The 18,482-nt window shown below is 71.1% G+C and carries 16 protein-coding genes and 1 pseudogene; 7 read left to right on the top strand and 10 right to left on the bottom strand.

The features are described from left to right. The first annotated feature begins 56 nt into the window (after positions 1-56). Positions 57-719, top strand: a complete 663-nt coding sequence (locus tag ACWEN6_RS22195) for a response regulator transcription factor (RefSeq protein ID WP_354846217.1) — start codon at positions 57-59, stop codon at positions 717-719. A gap of 80 nt (positions 720-799) precedes the next feature. On the opposite strand, the gene ACWEN6_RS22190 is transcribed toward ACWEN6_RS22195, so the two are convergent. Further along, positions 800-1,285: a GNAT family N-acetyltransferase gene (locus ACWEN6_RS22190; RefSeq protein ID WP_452572377.1), complete on the bottom strand. Its 486-nt coding sequence runs from the start codon at positions 1,283-1,285 to the stop codon at positions 800-802. Between the two features lie 412 nt (positions 1,286-1,697). Here ACWEN6_RS22190 and ACWEN6_RS22185 point away from each other — a divergent pair, with 412 nt between their 5' ends. Next, positions 1,698-4,046, top strand: a complete 2,349-nt coding sequence (locus ACWEN6_RS22185; protein WP_452572375.1) for an extracellular catalytic domain type 1 short-chain-length polyhydroxyalkanoate depolymerase — start codon at positions 1,698-1,700, stop codon at positions 4,044-4,046. A gap of 147 nt (positions 4,047-4,193) precedes the next feature. On the opposite strand, the gene ACWEN6_RS22180 is transcribed toward ACWEN6_RS22185, so the two are convergent. Further along, positions 4,194-4,862 carry a hypothetical protein gene (locus ACWEN6_RS22180; protein ID WP_452572373.1) on the bottom strand — a complete coding sequence of 223 codons (669 nt, stop codon included), beginning with the start codon at positions 4,860-4,862 and terminating at the stop codon, positions 4,194-4,196. Between the two features lie 129 nt (positions 4,863-4,991). Then, complete coding sequence (locus ACWEN6_RS22175) at positions 4,992-5,756, bottom strand: MerR family transcriptional regulator (protein ID WP_452572371.1); 765 nt, start codon at positions 5,754-5,756, stop codon at positions 4,992-4,994. Between the two features lie 211 nt (positions 5,757-5,967). Here ACWEN6_RS22175 and ACWEN6_RS22170 point away from each other — a divergent pair, with 211 nt between their 5' ends. Together ACWEN6_RS22170 and ACWEN6_RS22165 are read left to right on the top strand one after the other, a co-directional pair. After that, positions 5,968-6,480 carry a hypothetical protein gene (locus tag ACWEN6_RS22170; protein ID WP_452572369.1) on the top strand — a complete coding sequence of 171 codons (513 nt, stop codon included), beginning with the start codon at positions 5,968-5,970 and terminating at the stop codon, positions 6,478-6,480. A gap of 209 nt (positions 6,481-6,689) precedes the next feature. Next, a pseudogene (locus ACWEN6_RS22165) lies at positions 6,690-7,862 on the top strand (amidohydrolase family protein); the annotation flags it as partial. A 468-nt stretch (positions 7,863-8,330) separates the two neighbouring features. Here the strand turns inward: ACWEN6_RS22165 and pdxR are convergent. Continuing rightward, entirely contained in the window at positions 8,331-9,746 is a 1,416-nt protein-coding gene (gene pdxR / locus ACWEN6_RS22160) for a MocR-like pyridoxine biosynthesis transcription factor PdxR (protein WP_452572367.1), read from the bottom strand. Positions 9,747-9,793: 47 nt separating this feature from the next. On the opposite strand from pdxR, the gene ACWEN6_RS22155 reads away from it, so the two are divergent. Next, a complete protein-coding gene (locus ACWEN6_RS22155) occupies positions 9,794-10,963 on the top strand; it encodes an MFS transporter (RefSeq protein WP_354918954.1) in 1,170 nt (389 codons plus the stop codon). Between the two features lie 86 nt (positions 10,964-11,049). Here ACWEN6_RS22155 and ACWEN6_RS22150 read toward each other — a convergent pair whose 3' ends face one another. The 6 genes from ACWEN6_RS22150 to ACWEN6_RS22125 all read right to left on the bottom strand — a co-directional run bounded on the left by ACWEN6_RS22150 (position 11,050) and on the right by ACWEN6_RS22125 (position 17,066). Further along, on the bottom strand, positions 11,050-11,991 hold the full coding sequence (locus ACWEN6_RS22150) for an aldo/keto reductase (RefSeq protein ID WP_452572365.1): 942 nt from the start codon (positions 11,989-11,991) through the stop codon (positions 11,050-11,052). Between the two features lie 49 nt (positions 11,992-12,040). Beyond that, positions 12,041-12,382 (bottom strand): winged helix-turn-helix transcriptional regulator, encoded by a 342-nt coding sequence (locus tag ACWEN6_RS22145; RefSeq protein WP_354918948.1) that lies wholly within the window; start codon positions 12,380-12,382, stop codon positions 12,041-12,043. Between the two features lie 165 nt (positions 12,383-12,547). Further along, on the bottom strand, positions 12,548-15,439 hold the full coding sequence (locus ACWEN6_RS22140) for a glycosyl hydrolase family 95 catalytic domain-containing protein (protein ID WP_452572363.1): 2,892 nt from the start codon (positions 15,437-15,439) through the stop codon (positions 12,548-12,550). 485 nt (positions 15,440-15,924) lie between these two features. Further along, positions 15,925-16,155: a helix-turn-helix transcriptional regulator gene (locus ACWEN6_RS22135; protein ID WP_380827331.1), complete on the bottom strand. Its 231-nt coding sequence runs from the start codon at positions 16,153-16,155 to the stop codon at positions 15,925-15,927. Beyond that, entirely contained in the window at positions 16,152-16,559 is a 408-nt protein-coding gene (locus tag ACWEN6_RS22130; RefSeq protein WP_452572361.1) for a hypothetical protein, read from the bottom strand. The genes ACWEN6_RS22135 and ACWEN6_RS22130 overlap by 4 nt, the downstream gene beginning before the upstream one ends. 63 nt (positions 16,560-16,622) lie before the next feature. Next, a complete protein-coding gene (locus tag ACWEN6_RS22125; RefSeq protein ID WP_452572359.1) occupies positions 16,623-17,066 on the bottom strand; it encodes an ATP-binding protein in 444 nt (147 codons plus the stop codon). 372 nt (positions 17,067-17,438) lie between these two features. Here ACWEN6_RS22125 and ACWEN6_RS22120 point away from each other — a divergent pair, with 372 nt between their 5' ends. Then, the gene (locus ACWEN6_RS22120) at positions 17,439-18,266 is read left to right on the top strand and encodes a helix-turn-helix domain-containing protein (protein ID WP_452572357.1); all 828 of its coding nucleotides are present in this window, start codon (positions 17,439-17,441) and stop codon (positions 18,264-18,266) included. Next, on the top strand, positions 18,257-18,463 hold the full coding sequence (locus ACWEN6_RS22115; protein ID WP_452572355.1) for a DUF397 domain-containing protein: 207 nt from the start codon (positions 18,257-18,259) through the stop codon (positions 18,461-18,463). Before ACWEN6_RS22120 ends, ACWEN6_RS22115 begins: the two co-directional genes overlap by 10 nt. Positions 18,464-18,482 lie beyond the last annotated feature (19 nt).

Genomic DNA, 18,482 nt, shown 5'->3' with positions numbered 1-18,482 from the left:
GTGAACGGTTCCCGCGCGACACCTCTCGCGCCGCCGCTCCCCCTGAAGGACCGCCCGTGATCCGTGTGCTGCTCGTCGACGACCAGGCGCTCATCCGCGCGGGTTTCCGCGCGCTGCTCGCGCCCGAGAAGGACATCGAGGTGGTGGGCGAGGCGCCTGACGGCAGGCAGGGCGTGGCCCTGACCCGCGAGCTGGTCCCGGACGTCGTGCTCATCGACGTGCAGATGCCGGTGATGGACGGCATCGAGGCGACGCGGCGCATCGTGGCCGACGAACGGCTGCCCGGCGTGCGCGTGGTGATCCTCACCAACTTCGGGCTGGACGAGTACGTGTTCGACGCGCTGCGCGCGGGGGCCACCGGGTTCCTGGTCAAGGACGCCGACCCCGCCGACCTGCTGCACGGCATCCGCGTCGCGGCGCGCGGGGACGCGCTGCTCGCCCCGTCCATCACCCGCCGCCTGATAGGCGAGTTCGTCGCCCGCCGCCCGCGCGCGGTGCCCGCCGGGCTGTCCTCGCTCACCAACCGGGAGCGCGAGGTGGTGGCGCTGGTCGCGCGGGGGATGACCAACGACGAGATAGCCGCGCACATGGTGATCAGCCCGTTGACCGCCAAGACCCATGTGAGCCGTGCCATGGTCAAGCTCCACGCCCGCGACCGCGCCCAGCTCGTCGTCTTCGCCTACCAGTCGGGCCTGGTCACCCCGGACGGCACGGCCTGAGCACGGCGTGAGCACGGCCGGACGGCCGGACGGCCGAATGGCCGGACGGCCGAATGGCCGGATGGCCGGCGCGCCGTCCGTCAGGAGGTGAGGGGCTTGGCGAAGCAGCGGCTGTTCTCGCTGTTTCGGTAGTGGCCGAACTTGACGCAGAGTTCGTAGCCGCTGGAGGCGTAGAGCGCGATCGCCTCGGGCTGGGCGTCGCCGGTCTCGAGCACCATGCGCGTGCGCCCCGCGGCGCGGGCGTCGGCCTCCAGGTAGGCCAGGATGCGGCGGGCCAGGCCCCTGCCGCGCAGCGCCTCCACCACGTACATCCGCTTGACCTCGGCGTCGCCGTCGGAGTAGTTCTCCTGGTCCGCCTCGTCCCGGGCGCGCCAGCCGCCGGTGGCGACGGGGAGGCCCTCCTCGTCGTAGGCGATGACGTACAGGCCGTTCGGTGGCTCGAACATCGAAGGGTCCAGCGGCGTCGCGTCGCCGTCGCTCTGGTAGCGGCGGCCGTACTCGGCCTGTACTTCCTTGTTCAGCCTGACCGCGTCCGGGTGGTCGAACGAGACACGGCGAATCTCCACTGAGGCGCCTTTCTGAGGGACGAAACGCTCGCCGCAAAAGTACCGGCCGGTCGGCGGCGGCCCTCCGCCGGGGCGCATGCGGACGTGGGCCGGATGGCCTCGGCGATGAGCGGACCGTCGAGACCGATGAGCGGACCGTCGAGACGGAAGGCGGAGGGTCGGCGATCCGAAAGCTTTCGGGTCTTTCACCGCCGTTTCAGCAGGACAGGCACTCCTTAAGCGGTTAAGCAGGGCGAAACGTTCCTGATGTTTGTTGACACGTTTCAAGGGTCTTCTCACAATGAGTCCACATCTCGGCCCCATCCCGTACCAGCCGGGCGAGCGACGGTGAAACCGCAGCTCACCCGCGCTTTCGCGCGCCCGCGCGCACCCCCGGCACGTCCTTGGCTTGATCTAGGAAGGGATCAAGTACGTGAAACGATTCCTCAGGGCCCTGCTGGCCCTCGCGATCGTCCCCGCCATCGCGGCGACCTCGATCGTGCTCACCAGGCCGGCCTCGGCGGCCTCGCTCACCCGGGTGACGAGCTTCGGGAGCAATCCCACCAACCTGAACATGTACATCTACGTGCCGGACAACGTGGCACCCCGGCCGGCGCTGCTGGTCGCGATCCACTACTGCACCGGCTCGGCGTCGGCCGTCTTCAACGGCTACGCCCGCGACTACGTCACCGCGGCCGACCGATACGGGTACGTCATCGTGTTCCCCGAGGCCACCCGCAGCGGGCAGTGCTTCGACGTCTACTCCCCGCAGGCGCTCAGGCGCGGCGGCGGCAGCGACCCCGTCGGCATCATGTCGATGGTCGACTACGCCAAGCAGCGCTACAACGTCGACCCGGGCCGCGTCTTCGTCACCGGCTTCTCCTCCGGCGCGATGATGACCAACGTCATGGCCGCCGAGTACCCCGACGTCTTCGCCGCCGGCTCGGCCTTCATGGGCGTGCCCGCCGGGTGCTTCGGCACCACCGACGGCTCCACCTGGAACAGCCAGTGCGCCAACGGCCAGATCACCAAGACGGCCCAGCAGTGGGGTGACCAGGCCCGCGCGATGTACTCCGGCTACAGCGGCTCCTACCCGCGCATGCAGTTGTGGCACGGCACCGCCGACGACACGCTGCGCTACCCGAACTTCGGCGAAGAGATCAAGCAGTGGACCAACCTCCAGGGCGTCGGCCAGACGCCGGTGTCCACCACCACTCCGCAGTCGGGCTGGACGCGCACCCGCTACGGGTCCAACCTCACGCAGGCCCCCGTCGAGGGCATCAGCGTCCAGGGCGTCGGCCACTCGCTGCCGCAGAGCGGCATGGTGCAGTACGCCATCGACTTCCTCGGCCTCAACGCCGCCGCACCCACGCCCACACCGACCCCGACTCCCACCCCCACTCCGACCCCCACCCCGACACCGACACCGACACCCACCCCGACACCGAGCCCGACCCCGACTCCCACGCCGACCCCCACTCCCACGCCGGGCGAGCCCGGCACCACCCTCGGCGCCGCGGCGGCCCGGACCGGCCGGTACTTCGGCACGGCCATCAGCGCGAGCAAGCTGGGTGACTCGCAGTACACCACGATCGCCGGCCGCGAGTTCAGCATGGTGACGCCCGAGAACGAGATGAAGATCGACGCCACCGAACCGAACCAGGGGCAGTTCAACTTCACCAACGCCGACCGGGTCTACAACTGGGCGGTGCAGAACGGCAAGCGGGTGCGCGGCCACACCTTGGCTTGGCACAACCAGCAGCCGGGCTGGATGCAGTCGCTGTCGGGCAGCGCGCTGCGCCAGGCGATGATCAACCACATCAACGGCGTGATGGCCCACTACAAGGGCAAGCTCTACGCGTGGGACGTGGTCAACGAGGCCTTCGACGACAGCAGCGGCGGCCGGCGGGACTCCAACCTGCAGCGCACCGGCAACGACTGGATCGAGGTCGCCTTCCGCACCGCGCGCGCGGCCGACCCGGACGTGAAGCTCTGCTACAACGACTACAACATCGACAACTGGACCTGGGCCAAGACGCAGGGCGTCTACAACATGGTCAAGGACTTCAAGTCCCGCGGCGTGCCGATCGACTGCGTCGGGCTGCAGTCGCACTTCAACAGCGGCAGTCCCTACAACTCCAACTACCGCACCACCATCTCCAGCTTCGCCGCCCTCGGCGTGGACGTGCAGATCACCGAGCTGGACGTCCAGGGCGCGTCGGCCACCACCTACGCCGCCATCGTCAACGACTGCCTGGCGGTGCCGCGCTGCGCCGGCATCACGACCTGGGGCGTGCGTGACAGCGACTCCTGGCGCTCGGGCGACACCCCCCTGCTGTTCGACGGCAACGGCAACAAGAAGGCCGCCTACACCTCCGTCCTCAACGCGCTGAACGCCGCGGGCGGCCCCGGACCCGACCCGACGCCCACCCCGACGCCCACGGTGACCCCCACCCCGACTCCCACGCCGACGCCCACGCCGGGCACCGGGGCGTGCTCGGCGACGTTGAGCACGGTCAGCAGCTGGCCGGGCGGCTTCCAGACGACGGTGACGGTCACCGCGGGCTCCTCGGCGGTCAACGGGTGGACCGTGCAGTGGACCTGGCCGAGCGGGCAGAGCTTCAGCAGCGTGTGGAGCGGAACGCCGACCGTCTCCGGCTCCAACGTCTCGGTGAAGAACGCCGCCTACAACGGCTCCATCCCGGCGAACGGGTCCACGACCTTCGGCTTCACCGCCAACGGCACCGCGGCCACCCCGACCGCCACCTGCACCAGCCCCTGACCCATTCACCAGGCCCGTCCGGCCGGCCTCCACGCCGGCCGGACGGCCCTCAGGGCGACCGCTCGAATCACCACGGCACGACCGTTGTCATCACAACAGCACGGCCGTTCTCATCGTCCGGGCGCGACCGCGACCATGGCGGGCGGGTCACAGTCGCGTCCGGGCCTCCTCGATCTGCCGCAGGATGGCCTCGGCGCCGGCGGCCTCGGCGATCGCCGTGGCCTCGTCGAGGAGCGCGAGCGCGTCCTGGCCGCGTTCCTGCCCGGCGGCGACGTAGGCCAGCCCGACCAGGTTGGCGGCCACACCGGGCAGGAAACCCGCCTCCCTGCGCAGCCGGGTGGACTCCTCCAGCCGCTCGCGCGCCACCTCCAGGTGGCCGGCCATGTGCTCGACGAAGCCGAGGTGACGCAGCGCGTACGACATCGTCAGCGCGTCACCGGCCTCGGCCGCGAGCGCGCGAGACCGCTCGAACCAGACCACGGCGGCCTCGAGATCGTCCAGGACGACCTGGTGGCAGGCGCCGACCCAGAACAGCGCCTCCGCCTCGCCCCGCTCGTCCCCGAGCCCGTGATACAGCTCCACGGCCCGCTCGAACAGCGCCATCTCCTCGGCGCCGGTCAGGGCCGCGACGTCCGGCGACTCCTCGCCGCGCCGGTCGACGAACCGGGCGTGGAGCACCTTCCCCCGGGCCAGCGCCAGGTCGGCCTCCATCGCGTCCAGCAGGCGCTCGACGCTGACCAGCGCATCCGCGTCCCCGCCGAAGACGGCCCTGTCGTACAGCGCCCGCGCCCGCTCCACTCGATCTTCCGCGCTCATAGGTAGCCAAGTGTCGGGCCCCTCCGCCACACGCGCAACAGCAACCGTCCGCGACGCCTCCTGCGCCGCCACGGCGACGCCGCCGGGCAGGTCCTCACACACGGCCGTGCGCGTGACCGGGCGGGCGCCTCAGGCGTGGCCGAGCCGGTGGACGGCGTACGCCTGGACGGCGCGCGCCAGCCAGGACGGCAGCTCCGGGTCCTCGGCCGCGACGATGGCGCGCTGCTCGGGATTGTCCTGGATGAGCTCGCCCAGGGCGTGGTAGGCGGCGGCGTCCGCCGGCCACAGGGCGCGCACCGCCGCGTAATGCCCGGCCACCAGGTCCAGGGCCTCCGGCGCGTCGGGCGCCACGCCGCACCGGCGCGCCGCGGACAGGCGGGCCAGCAGGCGTCGTCCCTCGTCGGCGGCGCGCTCGTACTCCCGCCTGGTCCACTCGCCCGTGGAGCGCTCGGCGACGGCGACCTGCGCCTCGGCCTTCGCGCCGTACCGGGCCCGCAGGTCCTCGCGCAGGCGGCGCCTGCCCTCGGCCAGGCCGGTGAAGAAGTCCTCGTCGCTGATCGGCCGCTCCCCCGACAGGCCGGCGATCGTGCGGTCGACGGTGTCCAGGATCCGGTCCAGGCGGTCGCGCTCGGCCGCCAGCCGCTCGCGGTGCCCGCGCAGCGCCACCAGCTCGTCGGTCTCGCCGTCCAGGGTCGCGGCGATGAGGTCCAGCGGCATTCCCAGCTCCCGCAGCAGCATGATGCGCTGCAGGCGCAGCAGCTCGGGGCGCCCGTACCAGCGGTACCCGTTCGCCGAGACGCGGGCCGGCCGCAGGACGCCGATCTCGTCGTAATGGCGCAGCGCCCGGGAGGAGATGCCCGCCATCTTGGCGACCTGGCTGATCGAGTGCTCCATGCCGCGAAGGTTAGCCCCCCGCCCCGATACCGGCGCCGTCGCTCACCGGGGCTCATGCCACCTCATCCGCTACCGGCGGGACCATGTGACGTCGCCGCCCTCGGGACGCCGGCCGGTCGGAACATAATGATCAGCGGCCTCCGTGGGCGCAGCATAATGATCAGCGAGGAGTCCGCGCATAAGGGCACTGCTACGGCGAGGAGTTTGTGGCATGCAGAATACGAACGGCGAGGCCGTCCTCCTCATAGCCGTGGTGGTCGTCGGCCTGGTGGTGCGACGGCAGTTACGCACCCGTCCTGTGCGGCGCAACGGCTCGCTGATCGCACCTGTGGTCCTCGGTGTCGTCGGTGCCGCCGCGATCGCCTTCGGCATCGCCTCGGTCGTCAAGTACCACCCGCTGACCACGCTGCCCATCGTCCTGCTGCTGGCGAGCCTGGCCGTCGCGGCGTCGTTCGGCGTGGCCAGGGCCCGCACCGTGCGGATCTGGCGGGGCCCCCAGAGCGAGGTGCTGCGCAAGGGGACGACGGCGACGACCGCGCTGTGGCTCGCCTCGGTCGGTGTGCACATCGGGCTGGCACTGTGGATCGACCACGCCGCCGGGGCCGGACTGCTGGGGACGGCATCGCTGTACGCGTACCTGGCGATCGGTCTGGGGACGCAGAACCTCCTGGTGCGCAGGCGCGCCGCCGCGCTCGGCCCCGCGGCCGGAACCGACTTCGCCTGATGGCTCGTCTCGCGCACGGCCACCTCGCGGTGGCGCAGGCCGACTTGTGCCCCTTCGGGCAGGATGAGACGGCTTGTGGAGTGCTATGAGATCGACGAGTGCTCACCTGCTGTCGGCGAGGCCTGCGGCGCCGGCCTCGCCGAGCGTTCGGGACGGCGCGCTGTTCATGGGTTGACCTTCTCGTTGCGTCAACTTCTACCGTCGGGCGCATGAGCGCGCACCAGCCCTTCACCATCAGCGGCGTCCGCGTCTTCGACGGCGGCGACGTCATCGCGGCGACCCATCTGCGGGTCGTGGACGGGCGCGTCGACGCGGCCGGCGACGCCGCGATCGCCCGGCCCGGCGACGCCCTGGTCCCCGGGAACGACGGGACGCTCCTGCCGGGGCTGATCGACGCCCACGTTCACCTGCTGCCCGGATGCACCCAGCTCGCGGCCCTCTTCGGCGTCACGACGGTGATCGACCAGTTCAGCAAGCCCGAGGTCATCTCCCCCGAGCTGGCGGCGGTCGCGGCCTCGGAGCAGGGCGCCGGGCCGGTCCGCGCGGGCCTGCGCACCTCGGGCATCGGGGCGACCGCACCGGGCGGCCACCCGACGCTCGCCTACGCCCCCATCCCCTACGTGACCGGGCCGGCCGACGCCGAGCCGTTCGCCGAGGCCCGGCTGGCCGAGGGCGCCACCCACCTCAAGGTCATCCACGACGACGGCTCCGGCGCCATGCTCGACATCCCCTCGCTGGACCCCGCGACCATCGAAGCGCTCGTCGGCGCGGCCCACCGACGCGGCCTGCCGGTGGTGGCGCACGTCTCGACGGCGGCGGGTGCGGTCACGGTCGCGCGGTGCGGGGTGGACGTGCTGGCGCACGTGCCCTTCGACCGCATGTCCGACCGCGAGATCGGTGAGGTGGCCCGCACCGGCGTGGCCGTGATCACGACGCTGTCGGTGATCGACGGCTTCCCGGGCCCGGACGGCGTCATGCCGCTGCTGGCCGAGCCCGCGCTCGCCGCCCGCCTGACGCCGCGGTGGCGCAAAGTGCTCACGGCCCAGTCGAGACGGTGGATGCCTCCGCACCCGCCGGACGGCGCCGCGGCGCGGTACAACGCGGTCGCCCTGCTGGAGTCGGGGGTGCGGCTGCTCGCCGGCACCGACACCCCCAACCCGGGGCTGGTGTTCGGCGCGAGCCTGCACCGCGAACTGCGGCATCTGGCCCGGGCGGGCCTGCGTCCGGCCGAGGCGCTGGCCGCGGCCACCTCCGTCCCCGCGGAGGTCTTCGGCCTCGCGGACCGGGGCAGGCTGCTCCCGGGCCGCCGGGCGGACCTCGTCCTGGTCGACGGCGACCCGACGACGGACCTCGCCGCGACCGGGTCGCTCCGTCAGGTGTGGGTGGCGGGACGGTCCGCCGACCCCGGCGCCTACGCCGGGAGCGCCGTCGAACGCGAGGGCGTCGCCTGGCTCAGGGACTCCAACGAACGGATCATGGAGGCGATCCGTCGGACGTGGCCGGACGTCCCGGCGCCGGAGGAGGTCCGCCGCGACGACGGCGAGGTGCTGGGACGGCTGGTCCCGACCGCGGGCGGCTGGCAGGCCACCACCGTGTTCGGCGCGCCGCTCGGAGAGGTCACCGACCGGGATGGGGCGCTGGAGACCCTGCACGAGACGGGGCTGGCCTGCCTCGCCGAGCCGTGGTGGGTTCAGACGATGGACGACACCCGCCGGCGGGAGGCCCTGCTGGTCGAGGTCCGCCCGCACCGCGTCCGCCTCCGCTGGACCGACCCGCTGCTCGACCAGCCCCCTTCAGGCCGGTGGTACGACCTGACCGACATCGACCTGTCCCAGCACCGCCCGGTCACCTCATCCCTCCTGGAGGAGGTCGGCGATGGCGGCGATGCCGGCTTCGATGGCGGGTTTCGGGGTGTCTCCGAAGCCGAGGACGAGGCGCGGGGCGGCCGGGGGCGCCGCGCGGTGCATCCGGGCCATGCCGTAGAGGCCGACGCCGCGCCGCCCGGCCTGCCTGACCAGCTCGTCCTCGTCGGCGCCTGCGGGCAGGTGGAGAACGGCATGGAAGCCCGCGGCGAGGCCGGTGACGCGCAGCGCGGGGGCGTGGGCGGCGAGGGTGGCCAGCAGGGTCTCTCTGCGGGCGGCGTACTCGGCGCGGGCCCGTCGCAGGTGCCGGTCGTAGCGGCCCGACTCGATGAGCGTGAGCAGCGCGAGCTGGTCGAGGGACGGGCTGCCGCGGTCGGCGACGCGCTTGCCGCCCGCCAACGCGCCGAGCAGCCGTTCGGGGGCGATCACCCAGCCGAGGCGCAGCGCGGGCGCGAGTGACTTGCTGACCGTCCCGAGCGAGACGACGCGGTCGGGCGCGAGCCCCTGGAGCGAGCCCACCGGATCGCGGTCGTACCGGAACTCGGCGTCGTAGTCGTCCTCGACGATCACGCCGTCGCGGCGCCGCGCCCACGCGATGAGCTCCTGCCGGCGGTGCCCGGCGAGCACCACGCCGGTCGGCCACTGGTGGGCCGGGGTCACCAGCACGGCCCGGGCCGGGGTGCGATCAAGCGCGGCGACGTCGAGCCCGTCCGCGTCGACCGGGACGGGCACCGCGGCCATCCCGGCGGCGACCGCCTGTTCGGTCGTCGAGACGCCGGCCCCCGGGTCCTCGAAGGCCAGCGTGTCCACGCCGTCGCCGGCCAGCACGCGCAGGACGAGCCCGAGCGCCTGGGCCATGCCGGTGCAGACGACGACCTGGTCGGCGGTCGCCGCCACCGCCCGCACCCGCCGCAGGTAGGCGGCCAGCACCTCGCGCAGCCGCGGCTCGCCGATCGGGTCACCGTAGTCGAAGGCGGAGTTCGGGGCGGAGCGGCAGACCTCCCGGACCGCCCACGCCCAGTCCTCGCGAGGCGCGAGGCGAAGGTCGGGGACGCCGTGCCGGAAGTCGGCGACCGCGTGACGGGGCCGGGCCGGCCGGCTCGCCGGCGACGGCGCTCCCGGGCGGACGACCGCGCCCGCCGCCACGCGCGTGGCCGACCCGGGCCTGCTGGTCAGGTAGCCCTCGGCCTGCAGCTGCGCGTAGCAGTCCTGGACCAGGCCCCGCGACAGCCCCAGGGCGCGGGCGAGCTCGCGCGAGGACGGCAGCCGCTCGCCGCCGGCCAGACGACCACTGCGGACCGCGTCGCGCATCTGGTCTTCGAGCTGCGAGCGGAGCCCGGCGCCGCTGTGCCGGTCGATCGTGACGAGTAGTTCAGGACCCGAACCGGCCCACTCCACGGGCATGGAACTGGACCTTATCACTGGCCCAGTTGCCGCATAGCGTTCTCAGCATGACCACTGACCTTCGCCCCCGCACCCGGCCGGCCCGCACCGGGCTGGTGTCCCGGGCGCTCGTGCTGCGCTTAGTCTCCATCGTCGGCTCGTCGATCGGCTTCTACCTCCCGCTGTCGGTCGTGCCGCTGTACGCGAAGCAGGCCGGTTCGGACGGCAGTGCCGGGCTGGCGACGGTCGCGCTGCTGCTGTCCACCGTGGCCTGTGAGCTGGTGACCCCCCGGCTGATCGTCCGGCTCGGATACCGGTGGGCGCTGACGCTGGGGCTGTTCCTGCTCGGCGCGCCGACCATCGTCCTCACCATGAGCGACGGCATCTGGGTGATCGTCCTGGTCAGCGTGGTGCGCGGGGCCGGTTTCGCGATCGCCGCCGTGGCCGGAGGGGCGGTCACCGCCCTGCTGATCCCGGCGGACCGGCGCGGTGAGGGGCTCGCGCTCGTCGGGATCGTCAGCGGGGCGACCAGCATGCTCGCGCTGCCCGCCGGCGTGTGGATGGCGGCCCACTGGGGTTACTCCCCTGTTTTCGTCATGACGACGGTGGCCACGCTGCTCGCCATGCTGCCGGTGGCCGCTCTGCCGAGGCGCGCCGCGACGGCGCAGGCCGGTGATCACCACGGCGTGGTCGCCGGTCTGCGCAACCCGGCCCTGACGAGGCCCGCGACGATCTTCGCGGCGTCGACCGCGGCAGTCGGGGTGCTGGTCACCTTCCTGCCGCTCGCCACCTCCGGGCAGCCGGCCTGGGTCGCCGCGAGCGCGTTGCTCGCCCAGCCCGCGGCCGCCACCCTGGCCCGCTGGGTCGCCGGACGGCTCGGCGACCGCCACGGTTCCGCGTTCCTGTTGGTTCCCGGGCTGGTTCTGTCCGCCGCCGGCATGGCCGCGATCGCCGCCACCGGCACACCGTCGGCGGTGATCGGCGGGGCGCTGGTGTTCGGCCTCGGGTTCGGCGCCCTGCAGAACGCGACGCTGACGCTGATGTACGCCCGCGTGCCGTCCGGTGGCGAGAGCGCCGTGAGCGCGATCTGGAACGCCGCCTACGACCTCGGCATGGCCGCCGGCGCCCTCGGCGCCGGCCTGGTCATCGCCTCGATCGGCTACCCCCTGACCTTCGCCCTCACGGCCGCCGCGATCCTCCCCGCCCTCAAAGTCGCCCACCGCGACCGCCGCCCATGAACGGGGCCTTCAGATGCCGCGTGACGGAGGCGACGGTGAAGGGCGCCCACGGGGCGCCTCCGTCTGGAGAGCCTCTTCTTGAGTTCTCACCCTCCCCAGGCACTGACCTGGTCGAGCAGGGCGATCTCGTCGTCGGCGAGCCGCAGGGTCAGGTACGGCAGCAGGTCGGCGAGCTGGGCCGGGTTGCGGGCTCCGGCAAGGGGAACGGCGACGGTCGGCTGGACGGCGAGCCAGGCCAGCGCCACCGCGGCCATCGTGGTGTGCCGCGCCGCGGCGACCTCTTCCAGAGCGGCCAGTACGGCCGGGCCGTTGCCGTCCAGGTGAGCGCGGGCCTGATCGGCACGGGGACTGTCCACCCTGGGTCCGCCGGGGCGGTACTTGCCGGTGAGGAAACCACGTGCCAGCGCGACGTAGGGCAGGCAGACCAGTCCGGTCCGCGTCACGGTGGGCGCGAGGTCCCGTTCGTAGGTCTCGCGCTGCACCAGGTTGTATTCCGCCTGCAAGGCGACGTACCGGGCGAGCCCTTCGCGGTCCGAGGTCTCCAGTGCCGCCGACAGCCGCGCCGCGGTGTAGTTCGACGCCGCGATGTACCGCACCTTGCCGGACCTGACCAGTTCGTCGAACGCCCCGAGGGTCTCGGCCAGCGGGGTGTCGGGGTCGTCCACATGCCCGTAGTACAGGTCGATGTGATCAAGCCCGAGCCGCCGCAGTGAGTCATCGGCGGCGCACCGGATCGTCTCCGGCCTCAGGCCGTCGAGCCCCGGGAGCGCACCCACCTTCGTGGCGATCACCATCCGGTCCCGGTTGCCGCGGGCCTTCAGCCAGCGGCCGATGATCGTCTCGGACTCACCGCCCCTGTTGCCGGGCACGCGGAAGCCGTACATGTCCGCGGTGTCGACGAAGTTGCCACCCGCCCCGGCGAAGGCGTCCAGCACGGCGAACGAGGTCCGCTCGTCCGCCGTCCAGCCGAAGGGATTGCCGCCCAGGCACAGCGGTGACACCTCCAGATCGCTGCTTCCAATCTTCATGGCCGCAACGCTAAAGGTCTACAGGGAACCATCCGGTGCCCTGCGGAGGTCAGCCTCCGTCGGCGTCCGCGAGTTCGCCGGCGTGTTCCTCGGCCCAGCGGGCGAGCACCGACACCGGCTCAAGGAGGCTTTCCCCCAGGGCGGTCAGCCGGTACTCCACACCCGCGGGCGCGGTGGGCAGGGTCCGCCGCTCCACCAGGTTGCCGCGCTCCAGCTTGCGCAGCGTCTGGGTCAGCATCTTGTTGCTGATCCCGCCGATCCGGTCGCGCAGCTCGGTGTACCGCAGCGGACCACGTCCGAGCCCGAACACCACGACGACGGACCAGGCATCGGCCACCAGATTCAGGGTGGTACGAGCCGGGCAGTCGGCCAGGAACACGTCGGATCTCATGCCTGCTCGCCGGCCGTTGTGGTGGAGAGGCGATCGCATCCGAGTTCCATCCCCCCGCGGGGATGATCACTGCTCTTGCCCATCCTCCGATCGTACTGAGATGGGCTCCGCGCCACCCTTTCTGAACGGTGATCGTGCGTCGTCAACACGGCCGGGTCCCCGGTGTCACAGGGCGATGATCTGCCATTCCTGGTTGGCGCCGCTGTTGCCGCCCCATTGGATGACCCGGGCGCCGTCGGCCGTGGAGCCTCCTTCGACGTCCGCGCACAGTCCGTTGCCGACGTTGACGAGTTGGTGGTAGCCGCTTGTGGCCGCGGGGACGAGTTTCCACCGCTGGTTGGCGCCGTTGTTGGCGGTCATCTGGACCAGGGCGGCCCCCTGCGTGGCGTTCGGGCTGGTGAGAACCTTGCCGCTGCCGACAGCGGCCAGCCGGACCGAGCCGTCGGCGTTCTGCGACATCTGCCACTGCTGGTTGGTCCCGCCGGTCCAGGGCCACTGGACGATGGCGGCGCCGTCGGCGGTGGAGCCGCCGTAGACGTCCAGCACCTTCCCGCTTTTGCGGTTGACCAGGCGGACGACGCCGGTGGACGGGCCGCCGCCGCCCAGCTCGACGGTGATCTGGGTCGTGGTGCCCGCGGTGAGTGACACCTGCCGGGCGTGGCCGCCCAAAGGTGACGCGGTGACGCCCGCGCCGGTGGTGATGGAGGTGATCCCGCGCCGGCAGATGAGCGTCACGGTCTGGGTGGTGTCGGAGACGACGGTGGCGGTGACGGTTCGGGCGCTGATATCCCAGATGAGCGAGTCGATCCGGATACGGTTGCGGCCGCGCACGCCGGTGATCGTGCCCTTGGTGAACTGATCGGGCAGCGCGGGCAGCAACTCCAGGATGCCGGGCCTGGTGTAGATCAACGCCTCGGCGAGGATCGCGGGCAGGGAGTTGGCGGCATCGGCGTTGTAGATCGCCAGGTTCGGATTGTGCGAGGTCATCAACGACCGGAAGACCATGTTGTTGCCCAGGATCTTCCGTAGGTTGCCGTACACGCCGGCGCCGTCCTTCAGCCGGGCCCGGGCGAGGCTGCGGTGGATGGCGCCGTGGGCCTCTCCTGACTCGTCCCCTCGCAGATCAAGGGCGCGGCTCGCGTAGCGGATAAGGTCGGGCTTGTCCTCGGGGTTGATCTCGTGCAGCGGCCAGAGGGGGTACATGTGCTGCACGTGACGGTGGTTGTACCGGTCGGTCAGGCTGGGCCACGACCATTCCGCGAGCGCTCCGTCGCCGTTGATCCGGTAGTCGGGCATCTTGGCCAGCAAGGCGGTCCAGCGTTGCACGCCCTGGCCTGCGCCCTGCTCGGTGCCGAGGAAGCCGGCGGCCTCGATGGCGGCCTGCAGCGCATGCTTGCCCGCGGCGATCTCGCCGGTCGCGTTGATCGACAACTGCCTGCCGGTGTTGCCGGGGCTGTTCTCCATGGAGAAGCAGGGCACGAAGATGACCTTGCCACCCGCGTCGGTGCGGGTGAGGAAGTCCTCATAGAACAGGGCGAGTTCGATCAGGACCGGGGCGAGCCTGGTGCGGTAGAAGGTGGCGTCCCCGGTGACCTGGTAGTACTCCAGCAATGGATAGAGCAGCCAGTCGGCGCCGCCGATCCAGGTGTGGCCGGGGAACCCGCCGTCGAAGTGCAGCATCTTGCCGTACTCGCCGTCGGTCCGGGAGGGAGCGAGCAGGCCGCGGGTGCCGTAAAGGTTCCTGGCGTTGGTGCGCCAGTCGTCGATCTGGCCGAGGATCAGGGTGAAGTAGCCGTCCATGGCTTCGGTGAGGGACAGGATGTTGCCGCCGGCGACCTGGAAGTTGACGTTGGCGTCTGTGGTGAAGTCGCCGGCCCACGCCGCGTCCCACGCGCCCGTCCACAGGCCGGTCAGCCGCGGCGGCAGTACGCCGCTGGAGGACAGGAACAGGTAACGGCCGGAGTCGTACATCCGCTCCAGCAACGCCAGGTCGATGACGTTGCGGCTGGAGTTCTGCCGCGCGATCAGCTCACTGGTCGACAGTCGCCGGTCGGCGGCGCTGACGTTGAGGTCGAGGCGTGAACGGTCGTACAGCGGGGTGTGCAGGGCGGTGTGCCGCGCGAGCAGCGCCGCGTAGTCGGTGTTCAGCGCGGCCAGTGCCGCGTGCAGCGGTCTGGCGTCCCACGCGGTGGAGGACTCGTAGCGGTCGAGTCGGGTCAGCAGCACGAGTTTGGTCGCCGCGGCCACGACGATGGCCGACCCGCTCACCCGAACGGAGCCGCCGGACGCGACCACCCGGGTGACGCCCTCATAGCCGAAAGCCCCCTGGCCGGCGGGGTACCTGCCCCTCAAGTTCAGGTAGCCGTCACCATTGTCGACCGTGGCCAGGGTGGTGAAGCCGACCGACCCCGGCACGCCGCTCAGGCCCGTGTTGACGCTGAGCGTGGTGTCGATCGTCCGGCCCGGCGCGGGAGAGAGTTCGTGGACGATCACCCGGTCGGCTCGGGAGACGAAGGCCCGGCGCGTCCACGCGCCGTTGCCGTCGGTCCACGTCGAGGTCACCTCACCGGTCCTGAAGTCGGTGATCCGGGCGTAGTCGCCGGCCGCCGTCATCCCCGGAGTGCTGATCTGCAGCTCATAGCCCGGATGGAAGGTCTGGGTCCAGCGCAGCGACCAGCCGGAGGTGAAGTCGCCGGTGGCGCCGTTGAAGTCACCGGCGAGCGCCTTGTCCCTGACTCCCGCCAACCGGCCCGACAGCACCGGCGGTGTCACATTACGGGTGCCGTTGGGCATCACGAACCGGTGATGGGTGAAGACGATCTTCTCCAGGGTGGGCGCACCGTAGAACATGGCCCCGTACTCACCGTTGCCGGTCAGGAAGGCATCGGTCCAGCTCGTCGCGGCGGCCGTGTCGTAGATCCCCCGCTGCGGCAGCGACACCTGCGGCGGCACGGCGGCGGCCGCCCGGTCAGCGAAGATCGTCGAGGGCAGCGCGGCGGCACCGACGGCAGCCGCCGTGGTCGCGATGAAACGTCGGCGGTTCAGCGGCATGTTCATCGAAGCTCCCGGTGACGAGCTGGGGATGACGGTCGCGGCCACGTGCCGCCTGTGCCGCGATGGATGGTCCGTCGCCTTGGTGACGGTCGTCGTTCGACGGGGCACCTTGATGCGGAGCACTCGGTCAAAGGTGCCTCCGACGGCAAGGACATCATGCGGCTTCCGGAAATACATCCCATGAATAAAGCGTGCGTAACGTACGACGTCTCATGTGTGCCGTCAAGAACGCCGTGTCATCTCCGGTCCGATCTCCAGGACAGCCGAGGGCTCTCCCCCGAGTTCCGTGCAACTTTCATCAGCCGGATGACCGGATCCAAGACGGGGACCACGAGGTGCGCCCACCGCACACCATCGCCTTCACCCTTTCGTTGCCCGGAATTCATCCCACCTTAGAGGGGTGATGAGCTGACACGGCGCCGGCGGCTCCAGCACGCCCCGGGCACAAGGGTGCCTTCGTCGCCGCATCGTTGACCGGACGGTCCCTGTCAGGCCGGGTCGCCCGTGTCCTCCGTCCGTTCTGGGAGGAAGATCTGCTCGATGGTCAGGCCGAAGACGTCGGCGAGGGTGAACGCCAGAGGCAGGCTGGGGTCGTACCGCTCGGTCTCGATGGCGTTGATGGCCTGCCGGGAGACCCGGCACCGGTCGGCCAGGTCGGCCTGGCTCCAACGGCGGGCCGCACGCAGTTCGCGTAGCCGGTTCTTCATGCGCGCCGTCACCGGTGCAGGCGGGTGCGCAGGTCCGCGATCAGCAGCCACAGCGCCACGCCGCCGATGAGGATCAACTGCGCGAGCTGCTGGAGCCGGATGATGCCCGCGGCATCGAGCAGGGTGGCCACCTGCAGCCCCACGAGGACCGCGGCGAACGCGATGGCCATGCTCTCCAGTTGAACCCTGCGCAGGTACTCGTCCGCGCGCCGGAACGCCCGCAGCAGCACCCAGGCGATCGCGAGGGTGAACACGGTGGTGGTCGCGATCCACCAACCCTTCTGGACGGTGCTCTGATCGGGGTCGCTGCCCAGCGCCAGGGCCACCACCCCCAAAGTGGACACGGGTATGCCGTCGATGAGCACGGCGCGGCGGGCCGCGCGCGTCACCTGATCCTGCTGCATCTCTTTTGCCATGCCATGAATGTAAAGCGAACCTTCCATTAGGTCAAGCGACCCTGACTCAACGGAAGGTACGCCTTACATCTCGGCGACGTGGAACCACACCGTTCTGTCCGCGTCGTCGTGGTGGGAGCCCCAGGCGGTGGCGATCGTGTTGACCAGCCACAGGCCCCGGCCGCCGTCGCTGTCCGCCTCGACCATCCGCGCCACGGGCGCACTGGTGGCCGAACCGGCGTCGGTCACCTCCACGTGGACCGTCCGCGAGGCCACGGCGACGCGCACCGTCACCCGCCCGCCCACCGCGCTCCCGGAGTCGGAGTGGGCCACCGCGTTGGTCACCACCTCACTGAGCAGGAGCAGGACGTCGTCCAGGGCCGGAGTGGCGACCGTCGCGGCCAGCAGCCCACGCACCCACGCCCGGGCGGCCGGCACGGAGGCGATGTCACCGGGAAACTCCCCGCACCACGCCTCCGCCCCCGGCACCTCACCCCCATGCCGAACCACCTGCTCGTCCGACCTCACGACCCCACCCCCGACCAGCCCACGCCGGCCTCGCTGACGGCCCCGGCCCACACGCATTTCCCATGCGCGCCCCCTACCGCCGGGCCATCGCTCGCGGCTTTCGGGGACGCGTGGGTGGAGTGAGCGGAGTCACCCCTTCGATCGCTGATCACTCGTCTTGTCCTTCGCTCGCAGGCGCCGATTCGCTTTGCCTTCCGCCCTGCCGGATAAACAAGGCGTGTGCTTAGATTGCCTGCGCGACCAGCGCTTGAATGGCCGGATCAGCGCCCCAGAAGATGACCGGCGATGACAGTCACCGGTATAGGAAAACCTCGGACCGGCATTTGCCATCCGAGGCAAAAGCCCGATTTTCTCCATTTCGGGAGGACCGCGATGAGCATCGAGCAATTCCCGGACCCCGGGTCCCCCCGTATGGTCTTCGGAGCCGAGATGCGCCGTCTACGTGAGGCCGCGCAACTGTCTCAAGCCGCCGTAGCCACCCGCCTCGGATGCACGCAGACCCAGGTCAGCCGCCTGGAGGCCGCCACGAGGACGCCGTCCAAGTCCGACGCGGAGCGGCTGGACCGGCTTTTCGGCGAGGAGGGCGGCACCTACTTCGCGGCGCTGCGCCGTCGCATCGTCGCCCGCCCCAGTGGCCCGATCTGGTTCGAGGGCTGGACCGAGGAGATCGAGCCCACCGCCCTCGTCCTGCGCTCCTGGGACCCGCTGCTGATCCCCGGACTGCTCCAAACCGAGGCGTACGCCCGGCAACTCTTCAGTAGGGGTCCGAGATCCGTCGCCGAGGACGTGGAGAGGCGAGTCGAGGCCCGCATGCGGCGCCGGAGGGTACTGGACAGGGAAGACTCTCCGCTGGTCCTCGTCCTCTTCGATGCGGGTGTGCTACGCCGCAGGGTCGGCGGGCCAGAGGTGATGAGCGAGCAACTCGGCTATCTGCTCGAAGTCGCCGAACGGCCTGCCGTAACCATTCAAGTCGTCGACCCGGACTGTCTGGCCGGACTGGCCGGGGCCTTCATGATCGCGGAGCTTCCCAACGGCCAGCCGGATGTCATTCATGCGGACTCACCGGTCCAGGGACAGATAACAAGCCAGCACGAATTCGTCGTTTCCATCCGAAACCGATATGAAGCCGTAAGGGCGTGGGCCTATCCTGAGCACGTATCCCTGCGAATGATCGAGGAAGTGAGACGGGAATGGACTTGAGTGCCGCCGTGTGGCGGAAATCGTCACGCTCTTCCGACAACGGCGGGCAGTGCGTCGAGGTCGCCGACGACCTGCCCGGCGTGGTCGCGGTGCGCGACAGCAAGGTTCCTGATGGCCCCGAACTCCTCGTCGGTCCCTCCGGTTGGCGGACCTTCGTCGGCGGCGTCAAGGCAACAAGCTTCGCCACCCTGACCTGACGCATCGCAGTGGCTCTCG

The sequence above is a fragment of the Sphaerisporangium sp. NPDC004334 genome, from assembly GCF_053602655.1.
The sequence above is the reverse complement of the archived record's forward strand: the minus strand, read 5'-3'. Positions and strand labels throughout refer to the sequence as shown.